We start from the raw sequence: 26,674 nt of genomic DNA on the forward strand, positions 1-26,674 counted from the left end.
AAAACCATGAAGGAGAATTCAATGTCGAAACCACAGGCAAAGGCGGTTCCGCTGGTCGAGGACGACCGGGTGCGCGTTACCCGGTTCGAATTCGAACCGGGGGCGGAGACGGGGTGGCATACGCATGAATACGATTATGTCATCACCGCCGTGACGGATTGCACGTTGGAGCTGGAAGACCCAGGTGGAGAGGTCCGTCAGGTGACGGTGAAATCCGGCGAGGCCTATCGGCGCGACAAGGGCGTGAAGCACAATGTGGTGAACGGCGGAGCATCCCCGATGGCGTTTATCGAGGTGGAACTGAAATAGGCCTTGCTCGCGGGTATGTGTCCCTAACTTGCTGCTTAGGGTCACTTTACCCCGGACATGCCGTCGCAGAGACTGCCCGGCTCAACGTAAGGAGGCAAAGCGCCTATAAATCCAGGGGCACACCTCTCGGGTCGATGATTTCAGAACGAAGCTGGTCTTCTGTTCCATCCTCTCGCGGCAGGATCTCCTTGTGGGGCACCACCGCTGGAACAGGTCCTTCGATACGGGAGACAGAAACCAGCGCGGTCTGACCCGAGCAACCCTGGCTGAAAGGGGAGGCGCCCCTGTCCGAGGTCACAGCATTGGGATTGCCGTTCAGGCACACCAGCCCATGACCCTCCAGATGCCTTGGTGCATACCACGCGCCGGTCGACAGCTGGATCACACCAGAGGCGACCCCCGGATCTGGAGAGGCAACCGCGAGCGTCGCGCCCCTGTCGTTCCAGATCTTGACGACGTCGCCTTGTGCAATTCCTAAACGGTTAGCGTCCCTGTCATTGAGGCGCGCGACTTCGCGACCGTCCACCTTGTGCGACATGCTGGTTGGCCCGAAATCGAGCTGGCTGTGCAACTTGCCGATCGGTTGATTGGCAATGAGTTGAAACGGACGGGCCTCAGCGCCCGTACCGCCAAGCCATTCCCTGGGTTCGATCCATGCAGGATGGCCCGGAAGGCCGGATGCGGCGACTTTTTCGGAATAAAGTTCAATCAGGCCGCTGTCGGTGGTCAAAGCATTGGTTTCGGGATTGCGATGGAATGCTTCCATCATGCCGGGGGTTTTCGAGACGGGCAGCTTGAGCGGGCCGCCGGTCATGAAATCCGCGAAATTCGGAGCGCTCTCGCCCCGGTTTTTCATCGCGCGTTCGGTTTTTGCATAGATATGTTCAAGCCAGCCACGGCTGCTGCGTCCTTCGGTGAACAGGTCCAGGCAACCAAGGCGTTGTGCAAGGGCACAAAAAATATCGTAGTCGTCCCTCGCTTCGCCGAAGGGGGCAGTCAGCCTTTCCATCGGAACCAGATAGGGATCGCCTGCGCTGGCGCCGATGTCTTCACGCTCGGCGGTGATGGTCGCCGGAAAGATGATGTCGGCATGTGCGGTGGTCGCCGTTCCCACGCTTTCGTGCAGGATGATCGTATCGGGCCGCGTGAAGGCTTCGGACAGTTTTGCCAGGTCCTGGTGATGGTGAAACGGGTTTCCACCGGCCCAGTAGACCAGATTAATCTCTGCGTAACGTCGCTCTTCTCCGCGATAAGTATAGGTCGTCCCCGGGTTCAAGAGCAGGTCGGAAATACGGGATACGGGAATGAAGTCGCCTGACCGGTTGCGCCCTTGCGGGAGCGTCGGAACCGGAACCGCAAGCGGGGGTTTGCCATGATTGCCCATGGAGCCAAGGGCATATGTGAACCCCGCCCCTTGCTGATCGGCGCGGCCAAGCATCGCCGAGAGGGCAAGCGCCATCCAGACCGGTTGTTCGCCGTTCTCTGCGCGTTGCAATCCGTATGCGACGGTTATCAGCGTACGCTTGCCTGCCGCCTCGTCTGCCAGGTGACGGATTTCACCGGCCGTTACACCGCAGATGCCTTCGGCCCATTCGGGTGATTTGACGATGTCGTCTGTCCTGCCTTCCAGATAATCGCGCAGGACGTCCCAGCCAGAGGTATAGCGTGCAAGATATGCTTCATCGGTCTGCCCGGTGACGTGCAGGTGATGGGCCATGCCCAGCATCAAGGCTGTATCTGTTCCGGGCCTCGGGCGGATGCGGGTTGCGTTCCCGGCAGCAGAAAAATCGTCGTCCAGCGGGCTGACGGATACGAAATGGCAGCCGCGCGCCAATCCCTGTTGGATCGAGTCGCGTGCAATGTGCTGGCTTGAACCGCCAGGACTGACCGACAGGTTGCGCAGCGGCAACCCGCCAAAGGCAATGACCAGTTCGGTGCGATCGCGGATGTGCTCCCACCAGTTGCCTTCACGTGTGATCCGGGTGGCGTTTCCGACAACCGTGTCCAGTATGACCGACCCGGCGGCAGTGGAATATGTGTCGACGGATGCAACATATCCGCCGAACGCCATGTTGAGAAACCTGTGGACCTGGCTTTGGGCATGGTGAAATCGCCCGGCCGAAGACCAGCCATAGGAGCCACCAAACACATGCTTGCCTGGCACCTCGCCCCGGGGTTTTTGGCCTGCGGTGCCGCCACCCAGCCTGGACAGTTCTGCCGCTGCAAGATCGAGTGCGGCGTCCCATTCCATCTCTACATAGGTGTCGCGGCCGCGGCGGTCATCGGGGCCGGGGCCGTCGTTCAGCCAGCCTTTTCGGACCAGCGGTTTCGAGAGGCGCGATGGATGCGCCAGCGCGGATGGGATGTTTTTCAGGATCGGGGAAGGGTCGGGATCGTCCTTGAATGGCTGAACGACAAGTGCGTCACCGTCGAAATTGGCGGTGAATGCGCCCCAATGGCTGCTGTGACTCTTGGGTGTTGCTTTGTTCACGGTGACCTTCCCTTGATTTTCGCCTGCCCTGGGGCCGCTTGTCACAGGTTGACAAAAATCGGATTGACAGTCGAATGTCAATATTTATACAAGTTGTAGCACTTGAGTTGTAAATATTAGTTGTAAGATGTTCACCAAGGCCCGGAGGTGGAGCGGGCCCGGTGCGCAGTTGTGCAGCTTGGGAAAGTGTTCGGGCGCAAGCGCCCGCCAGGGAGGAAGCTGTAAAGATGGCGGGGGAAGCCCAACCAAAAATCGGGATCATCGGCGACGGGTTCATGAACCCTGGATTTTTTCGCAAGGCGTTGGAGGCGCAGCCGGGTCTGCGTAAGGCAAGCTTCAAGGAGCTTGAGCTCGGCTGGCCGATTTCGGTGACCTCGACAAAAAAGGATCCGGACCTGCCGATTGGCGAATTTGTCGGGCGGCCCGAAGATTATTTTGACTTCATTTCCGACCTGGATGTTCTGGTGACCCATCTTGCGCCTGTCACGGCGGACAGCCTTGATCATGCACCTGATCTGAAAGTGATCGGGGTGTCGCGGGGCGGACCGGTCAACATCGACAGCGCTGCCGCTGCCAGGCGTGGTGTTGTTGTCGTCAATGCGCCGGGGCGCAATGCATCGGCCGTCGCCGAATTCACGATTGCCTCTCTTCTTGCAGAGACACGCAACCTTGTTCGCGGGCACATGAATGTGCTGGGCGGGGCGTTCAAACGCGAGTTCTACCACATTGATCACGTCGGTCCGGAGCTGTGCGAACTGACGCTCGGCATCATCGGTTATGGCGATATCGGGATGCGTGTCGCGCGTCTTGCGGCGGCGTTCGGGTGCCGGATCATCGTGTCCGATCCGTTCAAGGAACTGACCGAGGAAGATCGCGCCCTCGGGATCGAGAAGGTCGCGCTTGATGCGCTTATATCGACAGCCGATGTGGTGACCCTGCACCCAAGGGTGACCCCCGAAACGCGGGGCATGATCGACCGCTCCCGCATCGAAAGCATGAAAAAGGGGGCCTATATCGTCAACACCACCCGTGGTGAGGTGCTGGATTACGATGCCCTCTATGACGCCTTGAAGTCCGGGCATCTGTCCGGTGCGGCGCTGGATACGTTCAACCCCGAACCGCCCCCTGCCGACTGGCCGCTACTGAAGCTGCCGAATGTTACGCTGTCGCCCCATATCGCCGGCGCCTCGCGCTATAGCGTGGTGAAAGCCGCCAACATGATCGCCGAAGACGTCGCACGCTTCTTCGACGGCGAACCCCCCCTCTATCAAGTGAGATAAGACATTGGATAAACAAGAGCTTGCTCTGCGAACCGAGCTGATCGAAGCCTGCCGGGCCATGAACGGGCTGGGCATCAACAAGGGCACCGCCGGAAACATCTCGGTGCGTTTTGGTGACGGTTTCCTGATTTCGCCGACGGGCATTCCATACGACAAACTGTTGCCCGAACATGTGGTCTACATGAACTGGGACGCGGGATTCGACGGTGATGTGCGCCCGTCCAGCGAGTGGCGGTTTCATCGGGATATCTTGCAGGCGCGCGAAGATCTGAATGCGGTTGTGCATACGCATTCCACCAATGCAACGTCCGTGTCGATCCTGAACAGGGATATTCCGGCGGTTCACTATGCAATCGCAGCGGCGGGCGGGCCTTCGATCCGTTGTGCCCCTTACGAGATCTTCGGCTCGCAGGAGCTGGCGGATAGAATCATCATCGCGCTGGAGGGCCACCGGGCCTGTCTTCTTGCGCATCACGGCGTGATTGCCGCGCATGTTTCCATTGGCCGCGCCCTGTCTCTGGCGGTCACGGTCGAGGAATTGGCGACGCACTACCTGAATTGTCTTCCCATGGGCGAGCCTCCGGTCCTGACGGATGAACAGATCGCAGATGTTGTCGAGAAGTTCAAAACTTATGGCCAACAATCCGCGGCAACGGAAAAGTCGCTGAAGGCGGCAGAGTGACCTGAATTATGGAATCCGATCTGGTCCTCTGCCTCGATTCCGGCACCACAAGCGTCAAGGCGGCGATCTATGATCGTCACGGCAAGATGCTTGCGCGTTCCGAGGTCGAAAATTCCGCTCTTGAGCGGTCGGGCGACCGGGTAGAGCAGGACATGGCCCGCTCTGTCGCGGATGCGGAGAGAGCCATTCGGGCCTGCACCGGGCAGGTAGCAGCGAAACCGTCGGTTCTGGCGTTGACAGCACAGGGGGATGGGCTCTGGCCGATCGGTGCTGACATGTTGCCAGCCGGGAAAGCCCTGACCTGGCTGGACGGGCGGGTTCGACCGATGCTTGCTGCGATGGAGGCAGAACTGGATGCGATCGAGGCGATCACCTCCGCCCGACCCACAGCGGCATCCCAAACCGTGCAGCTTCTGTGGCTTCAGCAGAACGAGCCGGAGCGGTTTGCCACCATCAGATATGCCTTGCGGTTGAAGGAGTGGCTTTTCCTTGCGATGACCGGCGTCCTGCGGGCAGAACCGAGCGGCCTGTTGCCTGCGTGGGGTGATTGGCGCATTGGCCAACCGTCGGGCGAAATTACCGAGATTCTCGGGCTTGAAAAAGGCATCGAGGTCCTGCCCGAAATCGGGGCGGGCGCAGACTGCGTTGCCGGTCTGTCAAGTGATGCCGCCGCGCGGTTGGGGTTGCCGGAAGGCATGCCCGTCGTTCTTGGGCCGGGAGATGTGCAATCAAGCCTGATCGGGCTTGGCGTAGGGCCGGGCCTGTCGCGGTCCCGGGGTTCGATCTTTGGAACAAGTGCGATCCACGGCGGGTACTTTGAATCCATCGATGACGTGAGCGAAAAACTGTCCGGCGCGATGGTGCAGCTTTCTGCCACCGGGCAGGGGTTTGTCTGTTTTCACCCCAGTTTCAATGGCGGGACGACCTTCCGTCATGTGGGCGACCTGTTGAAGGGCGAACTGCCCGAAAACTATGGCCCTGCATATTCCTCGCTTGTCCTGCATCCGTTCTTTGAGCCGGGTGGCGAACGGGCACCGATAACCCATCCCCATGCCTCGGCTGCATTGTTCGGGATGAGCTCGGCGACCCGCTCTGACGAGCTTGGCTGGGCAGCGCGGGAGGCCTTGGCGTTTCTGACCAGGATGAGCCACGCCGATCTGGGACTGGACGAAGGGCAGGTTGTGGCGGTGGGAGGTGGCGTCGCGCGTGACGACGTCTTCATGCAATTGCTCGCCTCGGTGCTGGAACGGCCGGTGCGCCCGCAAAAAGGGGGCGATACAGCTTTGCGGGGGCTTGCTGCGGTCGCGATGGGCATCCTTGAGGCGGGCGGAGCAAAGGTCAGGGTGGTCGACGTTTACCTTTCGCCGGCCGACGGCGAGGTTGCGCCAGAGGAAGGCGCGGTCCGCGAGTACCTGGGGCTGAAATTCGAATTGTTTGAGCGCTTGTTGAAGGACAACGCGCGCCATTGGGGCGCGCTGGACGAGGTGGGGGAGGCCGCACGAAAGCTGAGGGGGAGCTAGCAGTACGGTGCTGCAACAGGGCGCCGCAAACAGAAGGCTGCCAAGGGAGGAATAAATGAAGGTCACAAAGGCCGGAGTTTCCAGCGTTTCCGTCGATCTTTCGGCGGATTGCCTGCGCACGACCACCGGGGCGGCACCAAAACGCATTGGTATACCGGAAGATCTGATACGCGACACAGACCGCGCCACTGAGGCGAAGGCCGCGCCATGGGCCGGGGGTGCCGCATGATCGCCATCAGCGATCATAAAACCGGCACGCGCGCCCCTGGTGTGCAGCAGGATGACCTGTTGCAGAAACTCGTGGCGATCTGTGGCCAGAGCAACCTGTTGACGGGCCGTCAAACCAGCAGCTACGCGCGTGACTGGCGTGGTCAGTACCCTTCGCACCCTCTGGCTGTCGTGCGGCCCGGCACGACGCAGGAGGTGTCTTCGATCCTGAGCCTGGCGAATGAGCACGGATGCCCGGTTGTCCCACTCGGTGGTAACACCGGATTGGTGGGAGGCACGCAGACCGACGGCGGTTTGATGGTGTCGCTGGAGCGGATGAAACGGATCCGGGCCATCGATCCCGCGGGGCGCACTGCCTCGGTCGATGCAGGCGTCATCGTCGAAGAAGTGAATTGCGCGGTTGAGCGGTTTGGCCTGCGCTTTCCCCTGGCGTTCGGTGCCGATGGTTCGGCGATGATCGGCGGGGCGCTTTCGACAAATGCAGGCGGGGCGAATGTGCTGGCCTTTGGCATGGCACGTGCGCTGTGCCTGGGGCTGGAAGTGGTTCTGCCCGACGGTCGCATTCTGGACGACATGGTCGCGCTGCGAAAAAACAACACCGGATACGACCTCAAGCACCTTTTCATCGGAGCGGAGGGCACGCTTGGCCTGATCACGGGCGCTGTGCTGACCTTGACCGACCTACCGACGACACATGCAACGGCGTTGATCGGCGTGAACACCCTTGATGACGGTTTGAAGGCGCTTGGCCGGTTGCGCCGGGCCTGCGGCAGTCAGCTCGAAGCATTCGAAGTCATGCCCGAAAGCTATCTTAAGCGATTGCTGGGCAGCCAAGAGGCGCCGAACTTCCCGTTCCCGGAGGTGCCTGGCGCGGCAATTCTTGTGGAACTTGCATCCTCATCGCCAATTGATTGCACGCCAAATGACAAGGGCGAAACACCATTGATTGAACGTCTGGCCACGGAGCTGGGCGATTGCATCGGGACGGGCGTCGTGACCGACGCGGTCATTGCACATAACGCCCAACAGCGTGCGGCGCTCTGGCGACTTCGCGATACCGCGCCGGAACTGACAAAAGGCCTTACCCCGGTCGTCGCGGCGGATGTTTCCGTTCCGCTGGATCTGATTGGCGAATTCGAGCCAAGCCTCCAACAAAGCGTCAGGTCCATGGACCCAGATGCGTTGTTCTGGACTGTCGGACATCTGGGTGACGGCAATCTGCACATTGTTGTTTGTACCGGCGACAAATCCCCCGAACACATGGCCCGCGTTCGCAATGTGATCGACGAAACGACCATGCGTTTTCAAGGCGCCTTTTCCGCCGAACACGGTGTCGGAATTCAAAAGCTGGAGAGCATGTCCGCCTTCAAATCACCTGTGGCTCTGGATCTGATGCGGGGCATCAAGGCGGTTTTCGACCCGAAGGGGATCATGAACCCAGGCAAGGTACTGCCGGATCGCTTGCCCGGCACAATGCACGAAAAGTAAGAAAACACAGACAGTTAAGAGGAGAAACACTGTGAAGATCAGACATGAAAATCTGCTGAGAGGGCTGGCTGTAAGCACTTGCGCCGCCATGACTGCATCCATGGCTTTTGCAGCCGATTACACGATGAAATTCTCGATCAGCGATACTGAAATCGCGGAAGAGCATTTCACCCACACGCCGCTTCGCGCCTTTGAAAAGGAGATCGAGGAAAAGAGCGGAGGCCGCATTGAAGTACAAGTGTACTGGAGCGGTCAGCTGGGCAAGACCGACAGCGTGGTCAACATGGTGGCAAACGGACTTGTCGAGGCCATCATGGGGGCCGATGGTTTTGCATCGCCCTATGACCAGAATATCCAGGTGCTTGGTATCCCTTATCTCTTCAATGACAGGGCCGCGGCATATGAAGTTCTGGATGGTGAATGCGGACAGATGTTGTCCGACAGTCTGGCTGCCAAAAGCGGATTGCGCGCGGCGGTCTGGCACGAAAACGGCGGGTATCGGAACTATTCGGCGAACACGCCGCTGACCTCGGTCGAGGATCTCAAGGGATTGAAGATCCGCACCATGAACAACCCGGTTCACATGGAAATCGTGAACGCGCTTGGCGCCTCGCCTACCCCGATTCCGTGGCAGGATCTTTATACTGCACTGCAAACGGGTGTCGTGGACGGTCAGGAAAACTCGCTTGCAATCTTTCGCATTCCAAAGCTGGAAGAGGTGCAAAAGCACATCATCATGGATGGCCACGTGTATTCTCCCGGTGCCTTGTACTTCAGCCAGTCCTGGTGGGACTCGCTGCCCGAGGACCTGCAGGAGATCGTGCAAACCGCCTCGGAAAATTTCCGTGACATGAACCGGGAGATCTCGACCAAGGCCGAAGAGTCTGACCGCGCTTATCTGGAGGCGCAGGGTGTCTCTATCTATGATCCCACGCCCGAGCAAAAGCAGCAGTTCCGCGACCTGACCCAGGCTCCGGCAATGGAGTACATCAAGGACAACGTCGACGCCGAAATACTGTCGTGCTTCCTGGAGGCTGCAGAGGTCGCCAACGCCAAGTCGGGTTCATAGGCACCACCGACGGGCTGCCCTGACAACAGGGTGGCCCGCCACTTTTCATTTGGGAGGAGATTTGATGGCCAAGGCGTTGCTGGTGTTTTGCCGCGCGATTTCATGGGTTCAGCTATTGCTGTTGCTGACCATGCTGGGCGTCATGGCGAGCCTTGTGTTCACACGTTACGTGTTCGCTTATTCGCCACCATGGTCAGAAGAGCTTACCCGGTTTGCGATGATCTGGCTGGTCATGTTGGGCGGTGCTGTCCTGGCCTTGTTCGACGATCACATCACCCTGTTCGTCTTTGTCGAATTGATGGGCCCGCGTGTCAGGGCCATCCGAAACATCCTTGTGCGCCTGATCATGATCGCGACCAGCGGCGTCGTTGCCTACAAGGGCATCAAGTTCGCCGATGGCATGAGTGGCGTCATCGCCTGGGGTCTGAACATTAACATGACCATGCCCACCTATTCGGTGACGGTCGGGTTCGGGCTCATCTTGATATTCAACCTGATCTTGCTGATCGACGATGTCGCCGCGCTGTTTGGAAAAAGAGCACAGCTGGTTCCGCGTCAGGATCAAGTCATGGACGGTTCGTTCCGCCCGCAAGATGATCTCTGATTTGAAGGAATTCCAGAAGTGACCATCGGCATCGTCCTTATCGTTCTTTTCGGAATGATCCTCATCGGAGTACCGATTTCCTTTGCCATGCTGGCGACAACCGGACTCTATTTTCTGACCAGCCCGACACCGTTTTTCATCGAGCTTTTACCGGCCAAGATCTTCGAGGGTCTGGACAACATCATTCTGATCGCGATCCCGTTCTTCCTGCTGGCTGGCGAGTTGATGAGCAGATCCGGCATGGCAGACCGGTTGATGCATTTCTCCAACCTCGTGATTGGCCGCGTGCGGGGCGGATTTGCCTATGTGAACGTGATGGCGAGCCTGTTGTTTTCAGGTCTGACGGGTGTCGCCGTGGGCGACATTGCAGCACTTGGCAAGATCGAGGTGCTGGCCATGGAGAAAGCGGGCTATCCGCGTCATTTCGCTGCTGCTGTCACCGTCGCCTCGTCTCTGGTTGGTCCGATTATTCCGCCGAGCGGCGTGATTATCCTGTACTGCGCGATCATGAATGTTTCGGTCGGGGGGATGTTTCTTGCCGCTCTGGTTCCGGGCGTCATCCTGGCTCTGGCCGACATGCTGGTGATCGCGTTCCAGGCCAAGAAGCGGAACTTCCCGCTTTCGGATGTCGACCGGTCGCTGCCTGCTTTCGTCAAGGGGACACGCGACGCGGCACTGGCGCTCCTGATGCCCGCCTTCCTGATCGGCGGCATCGTGGGTGGGGTGACAACCCCGACAGAGGCGGCCGCGGCATCCGTCGTCTACGCCCTGATTGTATCGGTTCTGATCTATCGGGCGCTTTCAGTGAAGGAAGTCGGAAAGATCTTCATGAACACCACCTTCGAGGCCGCGCGGCTTTTGTTCATGATCGCGGGCGCCTTGTCGATGACGTGGATTTTCGCGCTTGAGGATCTGGCGGGGCAGGTGGCCTTCATCTTTGATTTTGCCAAGGGATCCCCCTTGTTGCTGATCCTTTTGATCAACTGCCTGTTCATTCTCCTTGGCATGTTCATGGATGCTGCGCTTGCGTTGATCCTGTTCGGGCCAATCGTAGCGCCTCTGGCCTACAGCGTCGGAGTGGACCCCCTGCAACTGGGGATCATGCTGATCATCAACGTCACTGTTGGACTTGCCACGCCGCCGATCGGTTACGTGCTGTTCGCGATGTGCAGCGTTGTCAGGCTGAATTTCAGCAAACTGGTGGCAGAGCTCATTCCATTCCTGATGATCAAGGCCGTTCTTTTGATCATCATCGGCCTTGTGCCTGCGCTCACGACCTGGGTGCCGGGATTGTTCGGGTTCTGAGAATGACGAAGGGACCATCCGGCACGCGCACCGTGCCGCTTTGAGCCCGGCTTGCACCGCCGGGCAGAAGCCTATGACGAGATCGCCGCATCCGGTTCCGGGGCCTCTTGCAGGCGCGGATAGCCAAGCGAGGCCAGGGCGGCGGTCACCTCGTCCAGGATCGCAGGATCGTCGATTGTTGCGGGCACCTTGAACGGTTGGCCATCGGCAATCTTTACCATTGTGGCGCGCAGGATCTTTCCCGAACGGGTCTTTGGCAGCCGGTCCACCGGTGTGGCCTGCCGGAACGCGGCCACCGGACCGATCCTGTCACGCACCATCTGAACCAGTTCTGAAACGACTTCTGACGGGTCGCGGGACACGCCTTCGTTGACACAGTAGAGCGCAACGGGGATCTGGCCCTTCAAAGCATCGGCAGCGCCGATCACCGCGCATTCTGCCACATCAGGGTGATCGGCGATGACTTCTTCAATCGCGCCGGTGGACAGGCGGTGCCCCGCGACATTGATGACGTCATCGGTGCGGGCCATGATGTAAAGGTATCCATCGTCGTCGATCATGCCGGCATCGCCGGTTTCGTAATAGCCGGGGAAACTCTCCAGATAAGACTTTTCGAACCGCTCATGTGCGTTCCATACGGTCGTGAAGCAGCTCGGGGGCAGGGGCAGCTTGATGGCGATGGCACCAAGAGATCCCGGCGGCAGGATTTGTCCGGCCTCGTCCAGAATTTCGATTTCATATCCCGGCATGGGGACCGTCGGCGAGCCGGGCTTGATCGGCAAGAGTTCGATCCCGGCCGGGTTGGCGGCAATGCTCCAGCTGGTTTCAGTCTGCCACCAATGGTCGATTACCGGCTTGCCGGTCTTTTCCTCGGCCCATTCGACAGTCGCCGGGTCCGCGCGTTCACCGGCGAGAAATACCAGTTCAAGCGCGCTCAGATCGTAATCCTTCAGCAGTTCACCCCTCGGGTCGGCGCGTTTGACCGCCCGAAATGCGGTTGGTGCCGTGAAAAAGCTCTTTACCTTATGTTCGGAGATCACCCGCCAGAATGCACCGGCGTCAGGTGTGCCGATGGGCTTGCCTTCATAGAGCACTGTGGTGTTGCCATTGATCAGCGGCCCGTAGCAGATGTAGCTGTGCCCGACCACCCAACCGACATCCGACGCAGCCCAGAACACATCACCGGGTTGCACGTTGTAGATGTTTCGCATCGACCAGGACAATGCGACCAGCTGGCCGCCGGTCGGACGTACCACACCTTTGGGGTTCCCTGTCGTTCCCGAGGTGTAAAGAATGTAAGCCGGATGTGTGCCTTCAACCGGAACGCAGGCAACGGGTTCGGCATCTTTCTGAGCATCGAACCAATCGAAATCACGTCCTTCGACCAATGTTGCGCGTTCCTGCTCCCGCTGAAGAATGAGACAGAATTCAGGTTTGCAACTGGCAAGTTCGATGGCCTGATCGAGCAGCGGTTTGTAGTGGACGACATGGGTCGGCTCGATTCCGCAAGACGCCGCGAGAACTGCCTTTGGCGTGCAGTCGTCCAGTCGCGTGGCAAGTTCGTTTGCAGCAAAGCCGCCGAACACGACAGAATGAATCGCGCCAATCCTTGCACAGGCCAGCATGGCGACCAGTGCTTCGGGGACCATGGGCATGTAGATGACGACGCGGTCTCCCTTGGTGATCCCCCTTTCCGCCAGGGCACCCGCAAGCCGCGCGGTCCGGGATTGCAGATCGGCAAAACTGATGTGTTCGATGGTGTTGGTGACCGGGCTGTCATAGATGATTGCGGTCCGGTTGCCGTTGCCCGCTTCAACATGCCGGTCGACGGCGTTCCAGCAGGTGTTGACCGTGGCGTCGGCGAACCATTCGTGGACGCCATCGCTGTTCTTTGACAATCCGGTCTTTGGCGGTTGGATCCAGTCGATGGCTTCGGCCTGGCGCAGCCAGAATGCATTCGGCGCGTTCCGCCAGTCTTCGTAGACTTCTTTGTAGCCGGTCATCTGATTTTCTCCGCAGTACATCCTGCGTTGCCCGTGAGGGTTCCGTATCCGGATGGGTTCCGTTTGCTGTGTTGGTCAGTTGTTCAAATCTTTGGTCGCGGCTGTCAGTCTGCGCCGTGACCGCGACAGATGAATGCGCATCGCGGCAGTCGCCATCACCGGATCACCCGTGACGATGGCTTCGTAGATTGCGTTGTGTTCTTCCAGAACGCGGCCGATCCTGCCCTTGTTCCGGTCCCGCGCCATGTTAAGCGATACGGTCAAGAGCCGCACAGTTTGCTCCTGGATCATGCGCATCGTGTCTATGTAAAAGATGTTACCGGTTGCCGCGGCAATTGATTGGTGAAAGGCCAGATCGCTTTCCGGTGTGATGAAGTCGGAAACCGCCTCGGTCGAAAGGCGGTCAAATGCCGATTTGATCGCGATGAGCTGTTTGTCCGACCTGCGCTGCGCTGCGAGGCCTGCAGCGAGCCCTTCGATCTCGATCCGGTATTCCAGGCATTGCAGGAGCACGTCAATGTCGCCGGGCTGGACAAAGTCAGCCAGCCGCTGAGAGGGGCGGCGTTTGATGTAAGTCCCGCTGCCGCGTTTGCGTTCGACAATGCCGTCGGCACCAAGCCGGGACAGGGCGACACGAACAATGGGCCGGGACACACCAAGCATGCGACAATAGTCGTTCTCGGAGGGCATCTTTGCGCCGACTTCCAGGGGGCCGCTGACAATTTGCGACAGTATTTCGTCATAGACATGATCGGCGAGCGGGCTGTTCGAGCCTGCTGCTCCCGCCTGGTCCTTGTCTTCGTCGCTGTCACGCATGCCTTCTCCTCCGCATCCCTCGCCATCATGGCAATTGAAGCTTGAAGAAGAAATATTACAGATTTTACCAAACGTAAACTTAGTACTTGTTTTATTTGGTAAGTTCGGCGTGCAAGACGTTCCCTAGATGGCCGGGTTCATCGAAAGCCTCTTGCGGCTCTAGTAGCCAGCGACACAGCCATCCTTTCTGGGATCGGAGGCACCGATAAGGGTGCCGCGCGCATGGTCGATCCGGATCGCCTGCGCACCGCCAAGCGGGTCTTCGGCCAGACGCAGGCTGTGGCCCTTGGCTGCAAGGCCGCGCAGCACTTCGGCCGACACACTGCGCTCGACCTCGACGACATCGCCCAGGGGAAACACGCGCGGCGCATCCAGCACGCCTTGCAGGTCGCATTCGTGATCGAAGAGGTTCGAAATGACGCGGGCCTGGCCCAGTGGTTGATAATCTCCGCCCATGACGCCGAAGGACAGCACCGGCTTGCCCTGTTCTGTCACCATGCCGGGCATGATCGTGTGCATCGGGCGCTTGCCGGGGGCCAGCACGTTGGGATGATCTGGATCGAGAGAGAAGGAATGGCCACGGTTCTGGAACAGAACGCCGGTCTCTGGGCAGAGAATACCGCTGCCAAAACTGTCGAAGATCGAGTTGATGAAGCTGACCGCATTCATGTCGCGATCCACCACGGTCATATAGACGGTGTCCGATGTCCTGAGGCCAAGCGGGCCGATGTCGGTCATGGCGCGGTCGGGTGTGATCCGTGCGCGCAATTCATCCGCCCAGGATTTGGACAGGATCTGCTCGACCGTTACCTTCATGTCACCCAATTCGGTGATGTGCCGGTCGCGCATGGCATAGGCCAGACGCGCGGTCTCGATCTCCAGATGCAGCGCCTCGGCGCTGGCGGGGGTAAGGGCGGACAGGTCGAACCCTTCCATCAGGTTCAGCATCATCAGCGCGGTCAGGCCTTGGTTGTTGGGCGGCACCTGATGCACATTCCGCCCCCGGTAGTCGGTCGATATCGGCGTGACAAAGTCGCCCGCGACCCCGGCGAAATCCGTGGCAGTATGAATGCCGCCCTGCGCTTGCAGCGTGCGCACCATCGCCTCGGCCACAGGCCCTTCGTAAAAACCGCGCGGGCCCTTGGCCGCGATGATTTCCAGCGTCTCAGCCAGACGTTCCTGGCGGTGGATCGTGCCCTCGGCGGGGCTGTCACCATCCGGCAAGAAAAGCGCGCGCGCGGCGTCCCGCTTGGCCAGATGCGTGCGGGCTTTGCGCCAGTCACGGGCGACACGGGCGTGGACGGGATAGCCGTTTCGGGCATAACCGATGGCAGGCTGCAGCAAACGGGCCATGTCCAGACGCCCGAACCGGCCATGCAGCCGGAACCAGCCGTCAATCGCGCCGGGCAGCGTGACCGCGTGGATGGAATCCACCGGGATGTCGGTGAAGCCCTGTTCACGCAAACGGTCCACCGAAGCAGCCGCAGGGGCGCGACCGGACCCGTTAAAGGCGATCACGCCGCCACCGCCATTCGGCGCGACCAGCGCAAAGCAATCGCCACCGATCCCGGTCATCTGCGGCTCGACCACCGCCATGACGGCCGACCCCGCAATGGCGGCATCCATCGCTGAGCCGCCCTCGCGCAGGACCTGCATGGCGGCTTCGGTCGCCAGAGGATGCGAGGTTGCCACCATGGCCTCCATCGCATGGACAGCCGACCGGCCGGGGAAATGAAAGTCACGCATTGGGGGCTCCGTCTTCTACTTGTCTTTGCGCATCGGGATGCGGCTGCCGCGAGACCGGCGCAGGTCCGCGACCTCGCGGATCATCTGCATGTTGTCGCGCGACGAGCGCACATGCGCCCGCGCCGCGGCCATCGCCCGGGGGGCGTCGCGGTCCAGCATGGCTTCGACGATGGCGCGGTGTTCGGCCACGGCCATGGTCCATTGATCAATCCAGCGCACCTCGACCCAGAGCGCAAGGCGCAACTGGTCGTAGACGCGGCGGGTGATCTCGATCAGCGGGGCGTTGTGCGTGGCGGCCAGGATCACCTCGTGCACCTCAAGCCCCAGTTCCAGCTCGCGCGCATAGACTTCCGGTGTGCGTTCATGGGCCTGATCCAGCGCATAGATGTCATCCATGACCCGGGCCAAAGCCTGCAATTCTTCGTCGCTTGCCGTTTCTGTCGCAATCTCGGCGGCCATGGCGTCAAGCCCTTCACGCACCACCAGCAAGTCGCAGACCGCGTCCACATCCAGATTGGCCACCGAGTAGCCGCTGTTGGGCTGGCTGACGACAAGCCCCTCGCGTTCCAGACGGTTCAGCGCCTCGCGCAGCGGGGTGCGGCCAATGCCAAATTCCTGGATAAGGCGCGCCTCGGACAGGCGTTCCCCGCGTTGCAGGTTGCCGCTCAGAATGGCGTCCTTGAGGGTCAGAAAGGCCTTTTCCCGCAGAACACCCCGTTTCTTGGGGGCCGTTGCAGGAGCGGAGTGCGGTATTGTTTCACTCATCTGATGTTCCCTGCGAGCTTGGGTTTGTTGACGGCGGCGGGCCGGATCAGATGCGCGCCAAGCCTTTTTTCGATCCGTCCGGCCAGGAAGATGAACCCGTAGACCAGAATAAGGTAAAGCAGTGCCGCAAGGCCAAAGGCTTCGAAAAAGGTAAAGTCGCGCGCGCCCACGGTACGCGCCACACCGGTGATATCCATGATCGTGATGATCGAGACAAGAGACGTGGCCTGGATCTGGTAGACCACCTCGTTCGTGTAAGCAGGCCAGCCGATGCGGATGGCGCGGGGCAGGATCACCAGCCGCAACAGCAGATACCGGTTCAGGCCAAGCGCCTTGGCCGCCTCGATTTCTCCTTTCGGGATCGCCTGGATCGCGCCGCGCAGGATTTCGGAGCTGTAAGCGGCGGTGTTCAGTGTCAGCGACAACAGGGCGCAGAACCATGGATCGCGGAAGAAGGTCCAAAGGCCCAAAGCGCTCAGTTCATGGCGGAACTGCCCGCTGCCGTAGTAGATCAGGAATATCTGGGCCAGCAGCGGCGTGCCCCGGAAGAAAAAGACATAGCCCGTGGCGGCGCTGCTCAGCAGGCGTTTGCGCGACAGCCGCGCAAGTGCGATCGGCAGCGCCATGAGCAGACCACAAGAGCAGCTGAACAGCGCCAGCTGGATGGTCATCCACGCCCCTTCAAGAAATCGGGGCAGGTTCGCAAGGATGAAATCCATCAGCTTCTGGCCTCGGTCGTGCCGCGCGCAGCCCAGCGTTCAAGCCGCGCTTGACCCAGCATCGAAATGGCGGTGATCGCAAGATACAGAAGGCAGGCCGCGAAAAAGAAGGTGAAGGGCTGCCGCGTGGACCGTGCCGCGATGTCGGCATTGCGCATGAGTTCGGGCAGCTGGATGATGGAAATCAGGGCTGTGGCCTTGACCAGCACCATCCAGACATTGCCGAGGCCGGGCAGCGCATAGCGCATCATCTGCGGCAGTTCGACCTTGCGGAAGGTGATCACCGGGTTCAGCCCCAGCGCATAGGCGGCCTCGCGCTGCCCCGGTGGCAGGGCCAGATAGGCCGCGCGAAAAACTTCGCAGGCAAAGGCCGCGTAGATCACCGTCAGCGTGCCAATGCCGGCGACAAAGGGGTTGATCGACAGCGACAGATCGTACCCAGCCTTGGCCGCCGTGTTCTGCACCAGTGTCGGCAGGCCGTAGTAGATCAGCAGCAGCAACACCAGTTCCGGCACACCGCGCACGAAGGTCGTATAGACCTCGATCAGAACTTTTCCTGCACGCGGGGCGAAAAGTTTTCCAAGTGCCGCCAGCAGGCCAAGGGCCAAAGCGCCCAGCATCGACGCAATCGCCACGCCAAGTGTCAGCACCAGGCCATCCAGCAGCAGCCAGCCATATCCCTGAAAATCGGGCATGTGATCCTTTCGGGGGTAAGTTGGGGGTCATGGGGCCGGGCGCCATGCCCGGCCCCCATGGTTCAGCTGCCGTAAACGTCGAGGCCAAACCACTTCTGCGAGATTTCCTGATAGGTGCCATTTTCGCGCAGTGCCTTGATCGCCTCGGAAAAGGCGTCAGCAATGGCCTGATCATCCTGCCGCACCGCAACGCCCGCGCCATAGCCGAAATACTCAGGATTGGTGAATTCCGGCCCGCGCAGCTCGAAACCCGCACCCTCCGGCGTGCCAAGGAAGCCGTCCTGCAGCGCGACCACATCGCCCAGAACCGCATCGACGCGGCCCGAGGCAAGATCGAGATAGGCTTCGTCCATCGTGCCGTAAAGCCGCACTTCGACATCGGGCATTTCAGCGGTCAGGTAGCGTTCAAAGCTGGTTGCGCGCTGGGTGCCGACAATGGCCCCGGACAGGCCGTCAGCCGAGATGTCCAGGTTGCTGTCTGTCGCGACCACGAAACGCGAGGGCACGCTATAATACTTGTCCGAAAAGGAGATGACCTTGCGGCGTTCGTCGGTGATGTAGAGCGAGGCGATGATCGCATCGTATTTCTTGGCCTGCAGGCCGGGGATGATGCCATCCCAGTCTTGCGTGACCCAGGTGCATTCAACCTTGATATGGGCGCACATGGCATTGCCGAGATCAATCTCGAACCCGGCCACATTGCCATCGGATTCGGTAAAGTTGAATGGGGGATAGGCCCCTTCTGTGCCGATCACCAGCGCGTCGGGCAGGTCCTGTGCGACGGCGGAAAATGCGAATGTCAAAGCGGTGATGGCACCCGACAGCGCCGCAGCAAATGAAGTCTTCATGGTGTTACTCCCTGTTTTTGATTGCGCGTGTTGGGCGCGCTTGGGGAAACTTGGATACAAAATAGTATACAATCAAGAATATTATTTAGAATCCCCGAAGTTTCCGCGAGTCCGGTAAGCGTTTTACCTGCCTGTGCCGCATTTTTGATCATGAATTTTCTAGGGCTTCGGCCCCACGACGGCTTTGGGTTCTTGCGCGGCGGGATCAGCACATGGGCGTCTCGGGCGCGTCACCGACAACTTTGCCGCACAGGAGTGCCGCTACGTCACTTGGCCCCAGGCTGCAGCAGCGATTGCCTGAAGTTCGCTACGTATGGCACCAATTTGAGGGTAAGGATGGCCTCACCATAATGACGAGGCCAACGCATATCTTTCGGTAGAGGGAGAAATATCGAAAGAGCCGGTGGGCAGAACGGCTACCGCCTGTGCGTTTCGCAGTTTCTAAATGGGAGGAATGAACATGAAGATTTTGAGAACAGGTGTGGTCGCTGTCACACTTGCCCTAACGGGTGTCACGGCGGGCTGGGCCGAGAACCTGCCGCGCGGCGACGCTGCGGCGCTGGGTCTGGACCCTGCGCGCGTGGCCCGGATGGACGCCACATTCGGTGCGATGGTGGACAAGGGGATGACACCCGGCGCCGTCATCATGTTGATCCGCGACGGCCAGATCGCCCATCTGTCGACCATGGGCAAGATCACCCCAGATGGCGCGCCGATGACAGAGGATGCGATCTTTCGCATCTACTCGATGACCAAACCGATCACCACCGTCGCCGCGATGATGCTGGTGGAGGAAGGCCGCCTGATGCTTGAGGCGCCGGTGGCCACCTATCTGCCTGCCTTCAAGGACATGACCGTGGTGACCGGCGAGACCGATGCCGAAGGCAAGCCTGTTACCCGTCCGGCCAAGGGTGTGATGACCATCCGCGACCTGATGCGGCACACATCCGGGCTGACCTACGGGTTCTTCGGCGCGGGTCCGGCGCGCGATGCCTATAACGCCGCCGATGTCTGGTCGTCCGAGAACACCGGCATCGAACAGGCCAACCTGTTGGCCAGCCTGCCGCTGGAGCATGACCCGGGCACCACATGGGAATATTCGCGCTCGACTGACGTGCTGGGGGCCGTGATCGAAGTCGTCTCGGGCCAGAGCCTGGAAGAGTTCATGACCGCGCGGATCTTTGATCCGCTGGGCATGACCGACACCGCGTTCTATGTGGACGACGAGGCGGATTACCCGCGCATCGCCGAAGCCTTCCCGGATCAGGCGCAACTGGGTGCCGGGGACATCTTTGATCCGCGCGTGCGCAAGCCCAATCAGTCGGGCGGCGGCGGGCTCATGTCTACCGTGCATGACTATGCCAAGTTCGCGCAGATGATGCTGAACGGGGGCGAGTTGAACGGCACGCGCCTGCTGTCGCCGAAAACCGTGCAACTGATGACCTCGAACCAGCTTGAGGGCATCGTGCCCGGCAAGTACTACCTGCCCGGCCCCGGCTACGGCTTTGGTCTGGGATATGGTGTGCGTCTGGACGACGGCAACGCACCCTCCCTTGGCAGCAAAGGCGATTACAACTGGGGCGGCGCCGCCGGCACCGGCTATTACGCCGACCCGGCCGAAGACATGATTGCCCTGCTGATGATCCAGTCGCCCGCCAACCGCGGCCCGCTGCGCATCATGTTCAAGACACTGGCATTTTCCACGATCGCCGACAGCCACCTGGACGACTGACGCAGGCAAGCGTCGCGCATTCGCTTGCGAAGCTGGCGCTGAATATCTGGAGACAAAGACTACCGGGAAGATTCTCGGTAGTCTTTTTATGGGGATGCGCGTCTAATCTGTTGATATTATTTATTAATCGACTTCACGCCGGGGGTTCAGCGGAGCGCCGAAAAGGATGTCGGTTTCAGTATCTTGTTTTCCTGCGCGCTGAATGTGCCCCGGTTGGCAACAACAAATGTTTGCCAGTCCGGATCCGCCAGCATTGCGGCGCGGCGCGTTTCGCGGTCGGCGATGTCTTCATAAGCCCAGATATGGACAACCTGGTTCTGCGGGCCGATATCCGACGTGAAAGAGCCGATGTAGTTGCCGAGGTGGCGCAGTTGCACAGGCAATCCGTCCCTCTCGAAACGCATGAGGTAGTCTTCCATCAGGCCGTGTTTGACGGTGTATGTGCGGTGGTCAAGGATCATGGCGAATTTCCGGTTGTTCGGGTCTCAATTTTACGGTGGTTCTGATGCTGGTGGGTTTCGGCGTGGACGGCGCCCTTGTCGAAATCCGCCTCCTGCAATTCGATGGGCTGTCCGTGTTTTGTGCGCGCTGCCGCATTATGCCAGGCCCTCCTGTAGCGAAGCTGGTTCTCTCGGGAGGCGAGCGCCTGCATTTCGGCCATCGTCTCCAACGCATCCAGCCAATCCTCGTAATAGGTCTGGCTGGTGTCCGGTTTGGACGCCTCCCGGCTCTGGCGCCGCTGCGCAGAGAAGACTTCGCCCCATTCCTTCCAGGAGAAAGCGCCGGCTTCGTTCAGCGCCACCGTCATGCTGAAAATCTGTGCCTGCCAGGGTTCGGCAAATGCGACATTTCCCTCGGCTGCCCATGTCCTGGGTTCGGCCCGGTCTGCCGGCGATCCGGCTACCCGCGAAAGATGATCATCAGACATGCCGCACCCCTCCTTCAGCTGCGCGCGCAACCGATGCATCGGTTGGCGTCAGCGCCTGCCGGACGCCGACCATGGAATCCCGGATGACCAGCTTTTCCAGATCCTGCGCGCTCCAGCCATCAGTACCCGCCGGACGCATCGGGACAACGATGTACCTCATTTCCGAGGTCGAGTCCCAGACCCGGATCGTCATGTCATCAGGAAGCGTGAGTCCGAATTCCGCCAGGACCTTGCGGGGCTCGATGACGACACGCGCGCGATAGGCAGAGGATTTGTACCAGGAGGGCGGCAGCCCAAGCACCGGCCAAGGATAGCAGGAGCACAGGGTGCACACTACGACGTTATGCACCTGAGATGTGTTGGCCAGGGCAACGATGTGTTCGCCTTGCCGCCCCGTGTATCCCATTGATGCAATAGCCGCTGTGGCGTCGCGCAGCAGCCACTCCATAAAGGAAGGATCCGACCAGGCGCGGGCCACGACTTTCGCGCCGTTGCGTGGTCCGACCTGCTCTTCGTAGGTCTGAAGAATTGTCTCAAGCGTCTTCGGGTCGATGTAACCCTTCTCCGTCAAGAGGCTTTCCAGCGCCCGGACACGTGATTCCGTTTCAGTCAGATGCGAATGATCATGATCGTGATCCTGTCCGGTGTGATCATCTTCAGTCATGTTGTTCCTGTTGGTTTGATGAATTTCGGTCGCATTGGGTTGCACAGGCCTGATGGCGGGGCTCAGGCAGGTTCGAGGTAGGGTTCGAAAGCGTCGATGACGACCTCAAGCCCCGCTTCTGCGTTCTTGCCCCAGATTTCCGTGCCGGCGAACCGGACCGCATAAAGCCACTGCGGATTTTCGTCACCGTGACAACTGTCGTCCGGATAGACGTGGCTGCCCTGCACGCGCGTGATCACGCCCTCGCATCCGCGCACATATCGCGGCAGGCGCGTATGGGTTTCGGGATTGATGCGGCGCGCGCGGACACGGTCGCCGACCTTGAAGCGCGGTTCGTTTTCCGTCGGGCGCATGGAGGAGCTGCCCTTTGCCGCCATGACCGCGATTTGTTCCGGTTTCATTGCGCTCAATCCGGACCGGGGCGGCTGGCTGACAACACCGGAAGAAATCTCCTCGGGAGAGGCCAGTTCGTATTTCAGTGCCTGCCGTTCCATTCTGAGCAGGAAGCGGTAAAAGTATCCGCCCGGCGCAAGATAGTCCTCCGGCGCCGTCGCCTCCATCTCCGCCCGGGTCATGTCGATGTTCCACAGACCTAGGCCGCCAAGTGCGACGTTCATGGCAAAGACGTGCCGTTCCCAATCGTGATGAAAGGGCTCGGGTCCGTCTATGTCAGGAATGGCCCCGAAACCGTGCATCCCACCCATGTCGTGAATTCCGTTCATGCGGGCACCCCCTGACTGGGCTGGCGTTGGACGTTCGGCAGTCCGATCTTTTGCCAGCCAGTCAACCGTTCGACCGTGTGGGCCACCTGAAGAAGGGTTGCTTCGTCAAACAAGCGACCCACGAGTTGCACCGCCAGCGGCAGGCCGCTTGAATCCAATCCGACCGGGACGCTGATCGCCGGATTGCCCATGACATTCTGCGGGTTCGTCATTGACGGAGTGGCCGGATCAAACGGCGTCGCCTCCTGCGTCAAGGCAGGTGCAGAGCCCGGGGTTGTGGCGCAAAGGATGACATCACAGGTCCGCAAGACGCCGGAGACGGCCTCGGCGAGGAGACGCCGGGCCGTCAATGCGGCGAGGTAATCCGGCGCAGAATAGGCGGGCGCGAGGGCCAGTCGGCGCGCCGACAGCGGCCCGAAATCCTCGATACGGTCCCGCATCCTTTGTTCGTGGACATGATACCCTTCGATGATCAGCAATGCCCGAACGACGGAGCCGAATGAAAGAAGATCCGGCGTCGCGACTTCGAAAACCTCGGCCCCTTCGGATCGCAGAAGGTCCGCCGTTCGCTCAACCGCGGCAAGCGTTTCCGCCGAAGCCGTTTCCAGCAGTGGCACGGCAATGCCAACACGCGTGCCGGCGATCGACCGTTCCAGCCCTTCAAGGTAATTCGGGACAGGTCCGTCATGACAATCAGGATCGCCTGCGTCATGCCCCGCGAGCACCTGCAGGGCAATTGCCGCGTCGGACACGCTGCGCGTCAAGGGGCCGCAGTGGTCAAGCGATGCGGACAGGGGGAAACAGCCACGGCGGGTGACACGGCCAAAAGTCGGTTTCAAGCCAACCGTCCCGCACCATGAGGAGGGCGTGCGGATCGAACCGCCGGTGTCGGTGCCCAGCCCCATTCTGACCAGCCCGGCGGCGATGGCGACAGCCGAGCCGCTGGAGGAACCGCCGGTGTAATGCTCCAGATTCCATGGATTGCGTGCGAGGGGAAACGCGAGGTCCGGATCCGGTCCGTAGAGCGCATATTCAAACGTGGATGTCTTGCCGATCAGGACCGCGCCGCCCGTGGTGAGCCGCTCGATTACGCCCGCATCGGCATCTGCAACCGCCTCCAGCCCGAACTTGGACTGGCAGGTCGTAGCGACGCCCTTTGCGTCGAACAGATCTTTTGCCGCATATGGGATGCCCTGCATCGGACCAAGATCAATACCGGATGCAAAGGCGCGGTCCGCAGCCGCCGCCTCAGCCATCGCCCGTTCCGGCAAAAGGGATATGAAGGCATGCAACGTCCCGTTGGTCGCTTCCGCCTGCTCAAGGGTCCATCGGGTCAACTCTGTAGCGGAAAGCTCGCGGCATCGGAGCAGTCGGCCGAGATCGGCAATCGAATGATCCGCGAAACTCATGTCTCAATCCTGCCGGAAGTGATCGGCTGGTGCAGGTTCAGCGTGGCCGGGCATCTGTTGGCAATGTCGTGAAGGACAGCCACATTCATGCGCAGCTGGGCGTATTCGACCAGCATCTGTGCCCGCCACTCCGGCTTGATCTCAAGGCCTGCGCGGCGCATCAAAGCGTCGAAATCCGCCTCGAAATCGGGGCTGGGTGCGACCGGCTCCTTCATGGTCAGACCTTCTCGACGTCTGTTCTGGGGGCAATGAATTCGCGTTCGCGCAAGATCAGCGTGCGCGAACGTCCGACGAATTTTGCACCATCCGCCAGCAGCGCCTTGCCTTCCGGAGATTCCCTGGCTTCCCGCATGCTTTCGATACTGTCGTACCAGACCTCCGCAACGCCATCGACAGGCAGACTGATCTCCTCGACGTCCTGGCGAATGACCTGATCGAGATATTCGGACTGGACGTAGCGCCGGATCTGCTTCACGTCGCGCGCGATCGGACCATGCACCTCCTGCCAGTACTTTACAAACGCGTCGTGTGTCCAATCTTCGCGTCGAACGAGTAAGGTCAGTGTCTTGATCATTTGTCCTGTTCCTGCTGGAGCCCGGGGCCAAGAGGGATCAAACCCCTCAACGCCACAAGGCCCGTTTGCTGTGATTGCAACGCGGAAAAACGCTCGCACGCCAATCCGCTGACAGATGTAGTTTTGAAGTTCGGGCCCGGCGCGTCAAATTTGCGTACAGCATATCCGTCATCACCCGACGTGATATCACACATTACGGCTGTGAAATTGCCAGCCCCTGCCAAAACTGTAGATTTGCCCGGGAAAGCGTCGTTTGTTCGATCAGCTTGTTTCATGCTCAGACCAACATTCGGGGACGCAATTGCCTAGCACCAAGATCGACTGCATCGTTAGTGACGGCAACCGGCTGGGAGAGAGCCCTGTCTGGAGCGTGCGCGAGCAAAAGCTTTATTGGGTCGACAGCCGTGGCCCCATGATTTTCCGTCACGACCCCACGACCGGCATCACCGAAAAACGTGAAATGCCGAGCATCATCGGCAGTATCGGTCTGCGCAGTGCCGGGGCCGGCAAACTTGTTGTTGCCATGCAGACAGGGCTGCACAAGCTGGATTTTGACACCGGAACGCTCGACTTTCTCAATGATCCGGAACCGGACGAACACGAAAACCGGTTCAACGACGGGCGCTGCGACCGCAGGGGGCGGTTCTGGAGCGGCACCATGAACGATACCCGGCGCGATCCCACCGGCTCGCTTTACCGTTTTGGGTCGCAGGGGGAGGCGACGAAGATGCTTGGCGACATCATCGTTCCGAACAGCATCTGCTGGAGCCCCGACGACCGGACCATGTATTTCGCCGACACATATCGGATGCAGATCAGGTCGTTCAAGTTTGATGCCGACAGCGGGACGCTTTCAAAAGAGACGCTCTTTGCTGAAACGCGGGACCGGCCGGGGCGACCAGACGGCTCTACCGTCGATGCCGAGGGGTTCTTGTGGAACGCGGAATACAATGGTGGCCGCGTGGTGCGCTATACGCCGGACGGGCGGATTGACCGGGTCATCGACCTGCCCGTTGCCCTGCCCACAAGTTGCGCCTTCGGAGGCGCTGACCTGGAGACACTCTATGTGACCTCCGCAACCCAGCGTCTTGGCCCGGATGACCTTGCCGCCCAGCCTGATGCGGGCGGTGTCTTTGCAATCCGGGCCGGGGTTTCCGGCCTGCCGGAACCTGAATTCTTTGGGTAACCCATGGGGCGGAACGCGCTACAGGCACGAACTCGGGACCTGGGGCCTTTACTCCGACAACCGTCAAAGGAATTGGAATGATACCTGATCAGCAGCCGGAAGAGCGCGAAATCCATACACTTGGACGGCTTCCACATGAAGCATTCGGAACTTTCACTTTACCGAAAATCGCCAGCGAAGTTCTGGAGGGTTTTCGCGCGTTGCCGGATTTGACGGGCATGACCTCCGATGCGATGGACGAACTCGGCATTTCCGGCGCGGTCACCGGTGGCAAGCTCTATCCTTCAACGCCCGGCGCCCGGCTGGTTGGTCGGGCGTTGACCGTACTCAACGTCCCGCGCGAGGACGCACCAGAAGTGGCAGTGCAGGGCGGTGTGTCCATGCTTGCGGATGTTGAGGCCCATAACCTCGCCGAGCCAGGCGATGTGTTGGTGTTGCAGGGCGTGGACACGATTTCCAATATGGGCGGTCTCCTCGCCAGTATCGCAAAACGGCAGGGTGAGCTGGGGGCCATCGTCGATGGTGCTGTGCGCGACATCGCACATTCCCGCAAGATCGAGTATCCGATCTGGTCACGCAGTGTCAGCCCGGTAACCGGGAAATGGCGCGTCCGTACAATTGGTGTGAACGTACCGGTCAAGATCTGTGGCGTATCGGTTATGCCCGGCGATATTGTCCTGGCTGATGAGGTTGGTGTCTGCTTTGTGCCGTTGGAGCGTGCCGAATCCGTGCTCGCGAATGCGCGCGAAATCGCCAGGAGCGAAGCGAAACGTCAGGAGGCCATCGTTGCCGGTGCCCCCATCCATGAAGTTATGTTGCGCAAGAAATGAGCATCTGGACAGATTTGCGGGCACTGGACATGTTTCAAAGCCGCGCATAGCTTTCTGCCCT

Annotated in this window: 26 protein-coding genes and 1 pseudogene; 12 read left to right on the forward strand and 15 right to left on the reverse strand. The window is 60.1% G+C overall.

Features of this window, described 5'->3' with window-relative positions; genetic code table 11:
• Positions 1–21 precede the first annotated feature (21 nt).
• Positions 22–309: a cupin domain-containing protein gene (locus PVW51_RS14375; protein WP_269361031.1), complete on the forward strand. Its 288-nt coding sequence runs from the start codon at positions 22–24 to the stop codon at positions 307–309.
• A 103-nt stretch (positions 310–412) separates the two neighbouring features.
• Here PVW51_RS14375 and PVW51_RS14380 read toward each other — a convergent pair whose 3' ends face one another.
• Complete coding sequence (locus PVW51_RS14380) at positions 413–2,845, reverse strand: molybdopterin-dependent oxidoreductase (protein WP_338019759.1); 2,433 nt, start codon at positions 2,843–2,845, stop codon at positions 413–415.
• A gap of 230 nt (positions 2,846–3,075) precedes the next feature.
• On the opposite strand from PVW51_RS14380, the gene PVW51_RS14385 reads away from it, so the two are divergent.
• The 8 genes from PVW51_RS14385 (at position 3,076) to PVW51_RS14420 (ending at position 10,976) form a co-directional block, all read left to right on the forward strand.
• Positions 3,076–4,080, forward strand: coding sequence for a 2-hydroxyacid dehydrogenase (locus tag PVW51_RS14385; protein WP_274575743.1), 1,005 nt, complete (start codon positions 3,076–3,078; stop codon positions 4,078–4,080).
• Positions 4,081–4,084: 4 nt separating this feature from the next.
• Positions 4,085–4,762: a class II aldolase/adducin family protein gene (locus tag PVW51_RS14390; protein ID WP_274575744.1), complete on the forward strand. Its 678-nt coding sequence runs from the start codon at positions 4,085–4,087 to the stop codon at positions 4,760–4,762.
• Between the two features lie 8 nt (positions 4,763–4,770).
• Positions 4,771–6,282 carry an FGGY family carbohydrate kinase gene (locus tag PVW51_RS14395; RefSeq protein WP_274575745.1) on the forward strand — a complete coding sequence of 504 codons (1,512 nt, stop codon included), beginning with the start codon at positions 4,771–4,773 and terminating at the stop codon, positions 6,280–6,282.
• 55 nt (positions 6,283–6,337) lie between these two features.
• Positions 6,338–6,511, forward strand: coding sequence for a hypothetical protein (locus tag PVW51_RS14400; protein WP_274575746.1), 174 nt, complete (start codon positions 6,338–6,340; stop codon positions 6,509–6,511).
• Positions 6,508–7,998 (forward strand): FAD-binding oxidoreductase, encoded by a 1,491-nt coding sequence (locus PVW51_RS14405; RefSeq protein ID WP_274575747.1) that lies wholly within the window; start codon positions 6,508–6,510, stop codon positions 7,996–7,998. The genes PVW51_RS14400 and PVW51_RS14405 overlap by 4 nt, the downstream gene beginning before the upstream one ends.
• A 31-nt stretch (positions 7,999–8,029) precedes the next feature.
• Positions 8,030–9,067, forward strand: a complete 1,038-nt coding sequence (locus PVW51_RS14410) for a TRAP transporter substrate-binding protein (RefSeq protein WP_274575748.1) — start codon at positions 8,030–8,032, stop codon at positions 9,065–9,067.
• A gap of 64 nt (positions 9,068–9,131) precedes the next feature.
• Positions 9,132–9,671, forward strand: coding sequence for a TRAP transporter small permease (locus PVW51_RS14415; protein ID WP_274575749.1), 540 nt, complete (start codon positions 9,132–9,134; stop codon positions 9,669–9,671).
• Positions 9,672–9,689: 18 nt separating this feature from the next.
• On the forward strand, positions 9,690–10,976 hold the full coding sequence (locus PVW51_RS14420) for a TRAP transporter large permease (protein ID WP_269361008.1): 1,287 nt from the start codon (positions 9,690–9,692) through the stop codon (positions 10,974–10,976).
• A 71-nt stretch (positions 10,977–11,047) separates the two neighbouring features.
• Here the strand turns inward: PVW51_RS14420 and PVW51_RS14425 are convergent, their stop codons facing one another.
• The 7 genes from PVW51_RS14425 to PVW51_RS14455 all read right to left on the reverse strand — a co-directional run bounded on the left by PVW51_RS14425 (position 11,048) and on the right by PVW51_RS14455 (position 18,568).
• Positions 11,048–12,979, reverse strand: a complete 1,932-nt coding sequence (locus tag PVW51_RS14425) for a propionyl-CoA synthetase (RefSeq protein WP_274575750.1) — start codon at positions 12,977–12,979, stop codon at positions 11,048–11,050.
• A gap of 75 nt (positions 12,980–13,054) precedes the next feature.
• Positions 13,055–13,795, reverse strand: a complete 741-nt coding sequence (locus PVW51_RS14430) for a FadR/GntR family transcriptional regulator (RefSeq protein ID WP_269361005.1) — start codon at positions 13,793–13,795, stop codon at positions 13,055–13,057.
• A gap of 159 nt (positions 13,796–13,954) precedes the next feature.
• On the reverse strand, positions 13,955–15,541 hold the full coding sequence (gene ggt, locus PVW51_RS14435; protein WP_274575751.1) for a gamma-glutamyltransferase: 1,587 nt from the start codon (positions 15,539–15,541) through the stop codon (positions 13,955–13,957).
• 15 nt (positions 15,542–15,556) lie between these two features.
• Positions 15,557–16,306 carry a GntR family transcriptional regulator gene (locus PVW51_RS14440; protein ID WP_274575752.1) on the reverse strand — a complete coding sequence of 250 codons (750 nt, stop codon included), beginning with the start codon at positions 16,304–16,306 and terminating at the stop codon, positions 15,557–15,559.
• The gene (locus PVW51_RS14445; protein WP_274575753.1) at positions 16,303–17,025 is read right to left on the reverse strand and encodes an ABC transporter permease; all 723 of its coding nucleotides are present in this window, start codon (positions 17,023–17,025) and stop codon (positions 16,303–16,305) included. Before PVW51_RS14445 ends, PVW51_RS14440 begins: the two co-directional genes overlap by 4 nt.
• Complete coding sequence (locus tag PVW51_RS14450; protein WP_269360998.1) at positions 17,025–17,720, reverse strand: ABC transporter permease; 696 nt, start codon at positions 17,718–17,720, stop codon at positions 17,025–17,027. Before PVW51_RS14450 ends, PVW51_RS14445 begins: the two co-directional genes overlap by 1 nt.
• A 62-nt stretch (positions 17,721–17,782) precedes the next feature.
• Entirely contained in the window at positions 17,783–18,568 is a 786-nt protein-coding gene (locus PVW51_RS14455; RefSeq protein WP_274575755.1) for a lysine/arginine/ornithine ABC transporter substrate-binding protein, read from the reverse strand.
• Positions 18,569–19,028: 460 nt separating this feature from the next.
• Here PVW51_RS14455 and PVW51_RS14460 point away from each other — a divergent pair, with 460 nt between their 5' ends.
• On the forward strand, positions 19,029–20,300 hold the full coding sequence (locus PVW51_RS14460) for a serine hydrolase domain-containing protein (protein ID WP_274575756.1): 1,272 nt from the start codon (positions 19,029–19,031) through the stop codon (positions 20,298–20,300).
• 146 nt (positions 20,301–20,446) lie between these two features.
• Here the strand turns inward: PVW51_RS14460 and PVW51_RS14465 are convergent, their stop codons facing one another.
• The 7 genes and pseudogenes from PVW51_RS14465 to PVW51_RS14495 form a co-directional block, all read right to left on the reverse strand.
• A complete protein-coding gene (locus PVW51_RS14465) occupies positions 20,447–20,761 on the reverse strand; it encodes an NIPSNAP family protein (RefSeq protein ID WP_269360993.1) in 315 nt (104 codons plus the stop codon).
• The gene (locus tag PVW51_RS14470; protein WP_274575757.1) at positions 20,758–21,228 is read right to left on the reverse strand and encodes a nitrile hydratase accessory protein; all 471 of its coding nucleotides are present in this window, start codon (positions 21,226–21,228) and stop codon (positions 20,758–20,760) included. The genes PVW51_RS14465 and PVW51_RS14470 overlap by 4 nt, the downstream gene beginning before the upstream one ends.
• A complete protein-coding gene (gene nthA / locus PVW51_RS14475; RefSeq protein WP_274575758.1) occupies positions 21,221–21,892 on the reverse strand; it encodes a nitrile hydratase subunit alpha in 672 nt (223 codons plus the stop codon). The genes PVW51_RS14470 and nthA overlap by 8 nt, the downstream gene beginning before the upstream one ends.
• 62 nt (positions 21,893–21,954) lie before the next feature.
• Positions 21,955–22,614: a nitrile hydratase subunit beta gene (nthB, locus tag PVW51_RS14480; RefSeq protein ID WP_274575759.1), complete on the reverse strand. Its 660-nt coding sequence runs from the start codon at positions 22,612–22,614 to the stop codon at positions 21,955–21,957.
• Positions 22,611–23,942 (reverse strand): annotated as a pseudogene (locus tag PVW51_RS14485) (amidase); the annotation flags it as partial. The gene nthB and the pseudogene PVW51_RS14485, both read right to left, overlap by 4 nt.
• Before the next feature lie 77 nt (positions 23,943–24,019).
• Positions 24,020–24,238: a hypothetical protein gene (locus PVW51_RS14490; protein WP_274575761.1), complete on the reverse strand. Its 219-nt coding sequence runs from the start codon at positions 24,236–24,238 to the stop codon at positions 24,020–24,022.
• Between the two features lie 2 nt (positions 24,239–24,240).
• Entirely contained in the window at positions 24,241–24,597 is a 357-nt protein-coding gene (locus PVW51_RS14495) for an EthD domain-containing protein (RefSeq protein WP_269360982.1), read from the reverse strand.
• Between the two features lie 301 nt (positions 24,598–24,898).
• On the opposite strand from PVW51_RS14495, the gene PVW51_RS14500 reads away from it, so the two are divergent.
• Positions 24,899–25,783, forward strand: coding sequence for an SMP-30/gluconolactonase/LRE family protein (locus PVW51_RS14500; RefSeq protein WP_274575762.1), 885 nt, complete (start codon positions 24,899–24,901; stop codon positions 25,781–25,783).
• A gap of 77 nt (positions 25,784–25,860) precedes the next feature.
• Positions 25,861–26,613, forward strand: a complete 753-nt coding sequence (locus tag PVW51_RS14505) for an RraA family protein (protein ID WP_274575763.1) — start codon at positions 25,861–25,863, stop codon at positions 26,611–26,613.
• Positions 26,614–26,674 lie beyond the last annotated feature (61 nt).

Source organism: Sulfitobacter sp. PR48 (assembly GCF_028807335.1).
Classification (GTDB): Bacteria; Pseudomonadota; Alphaproteobacteria; order Rhodobacterales; family Rhodobacteraceae; genus Sulfitobacter.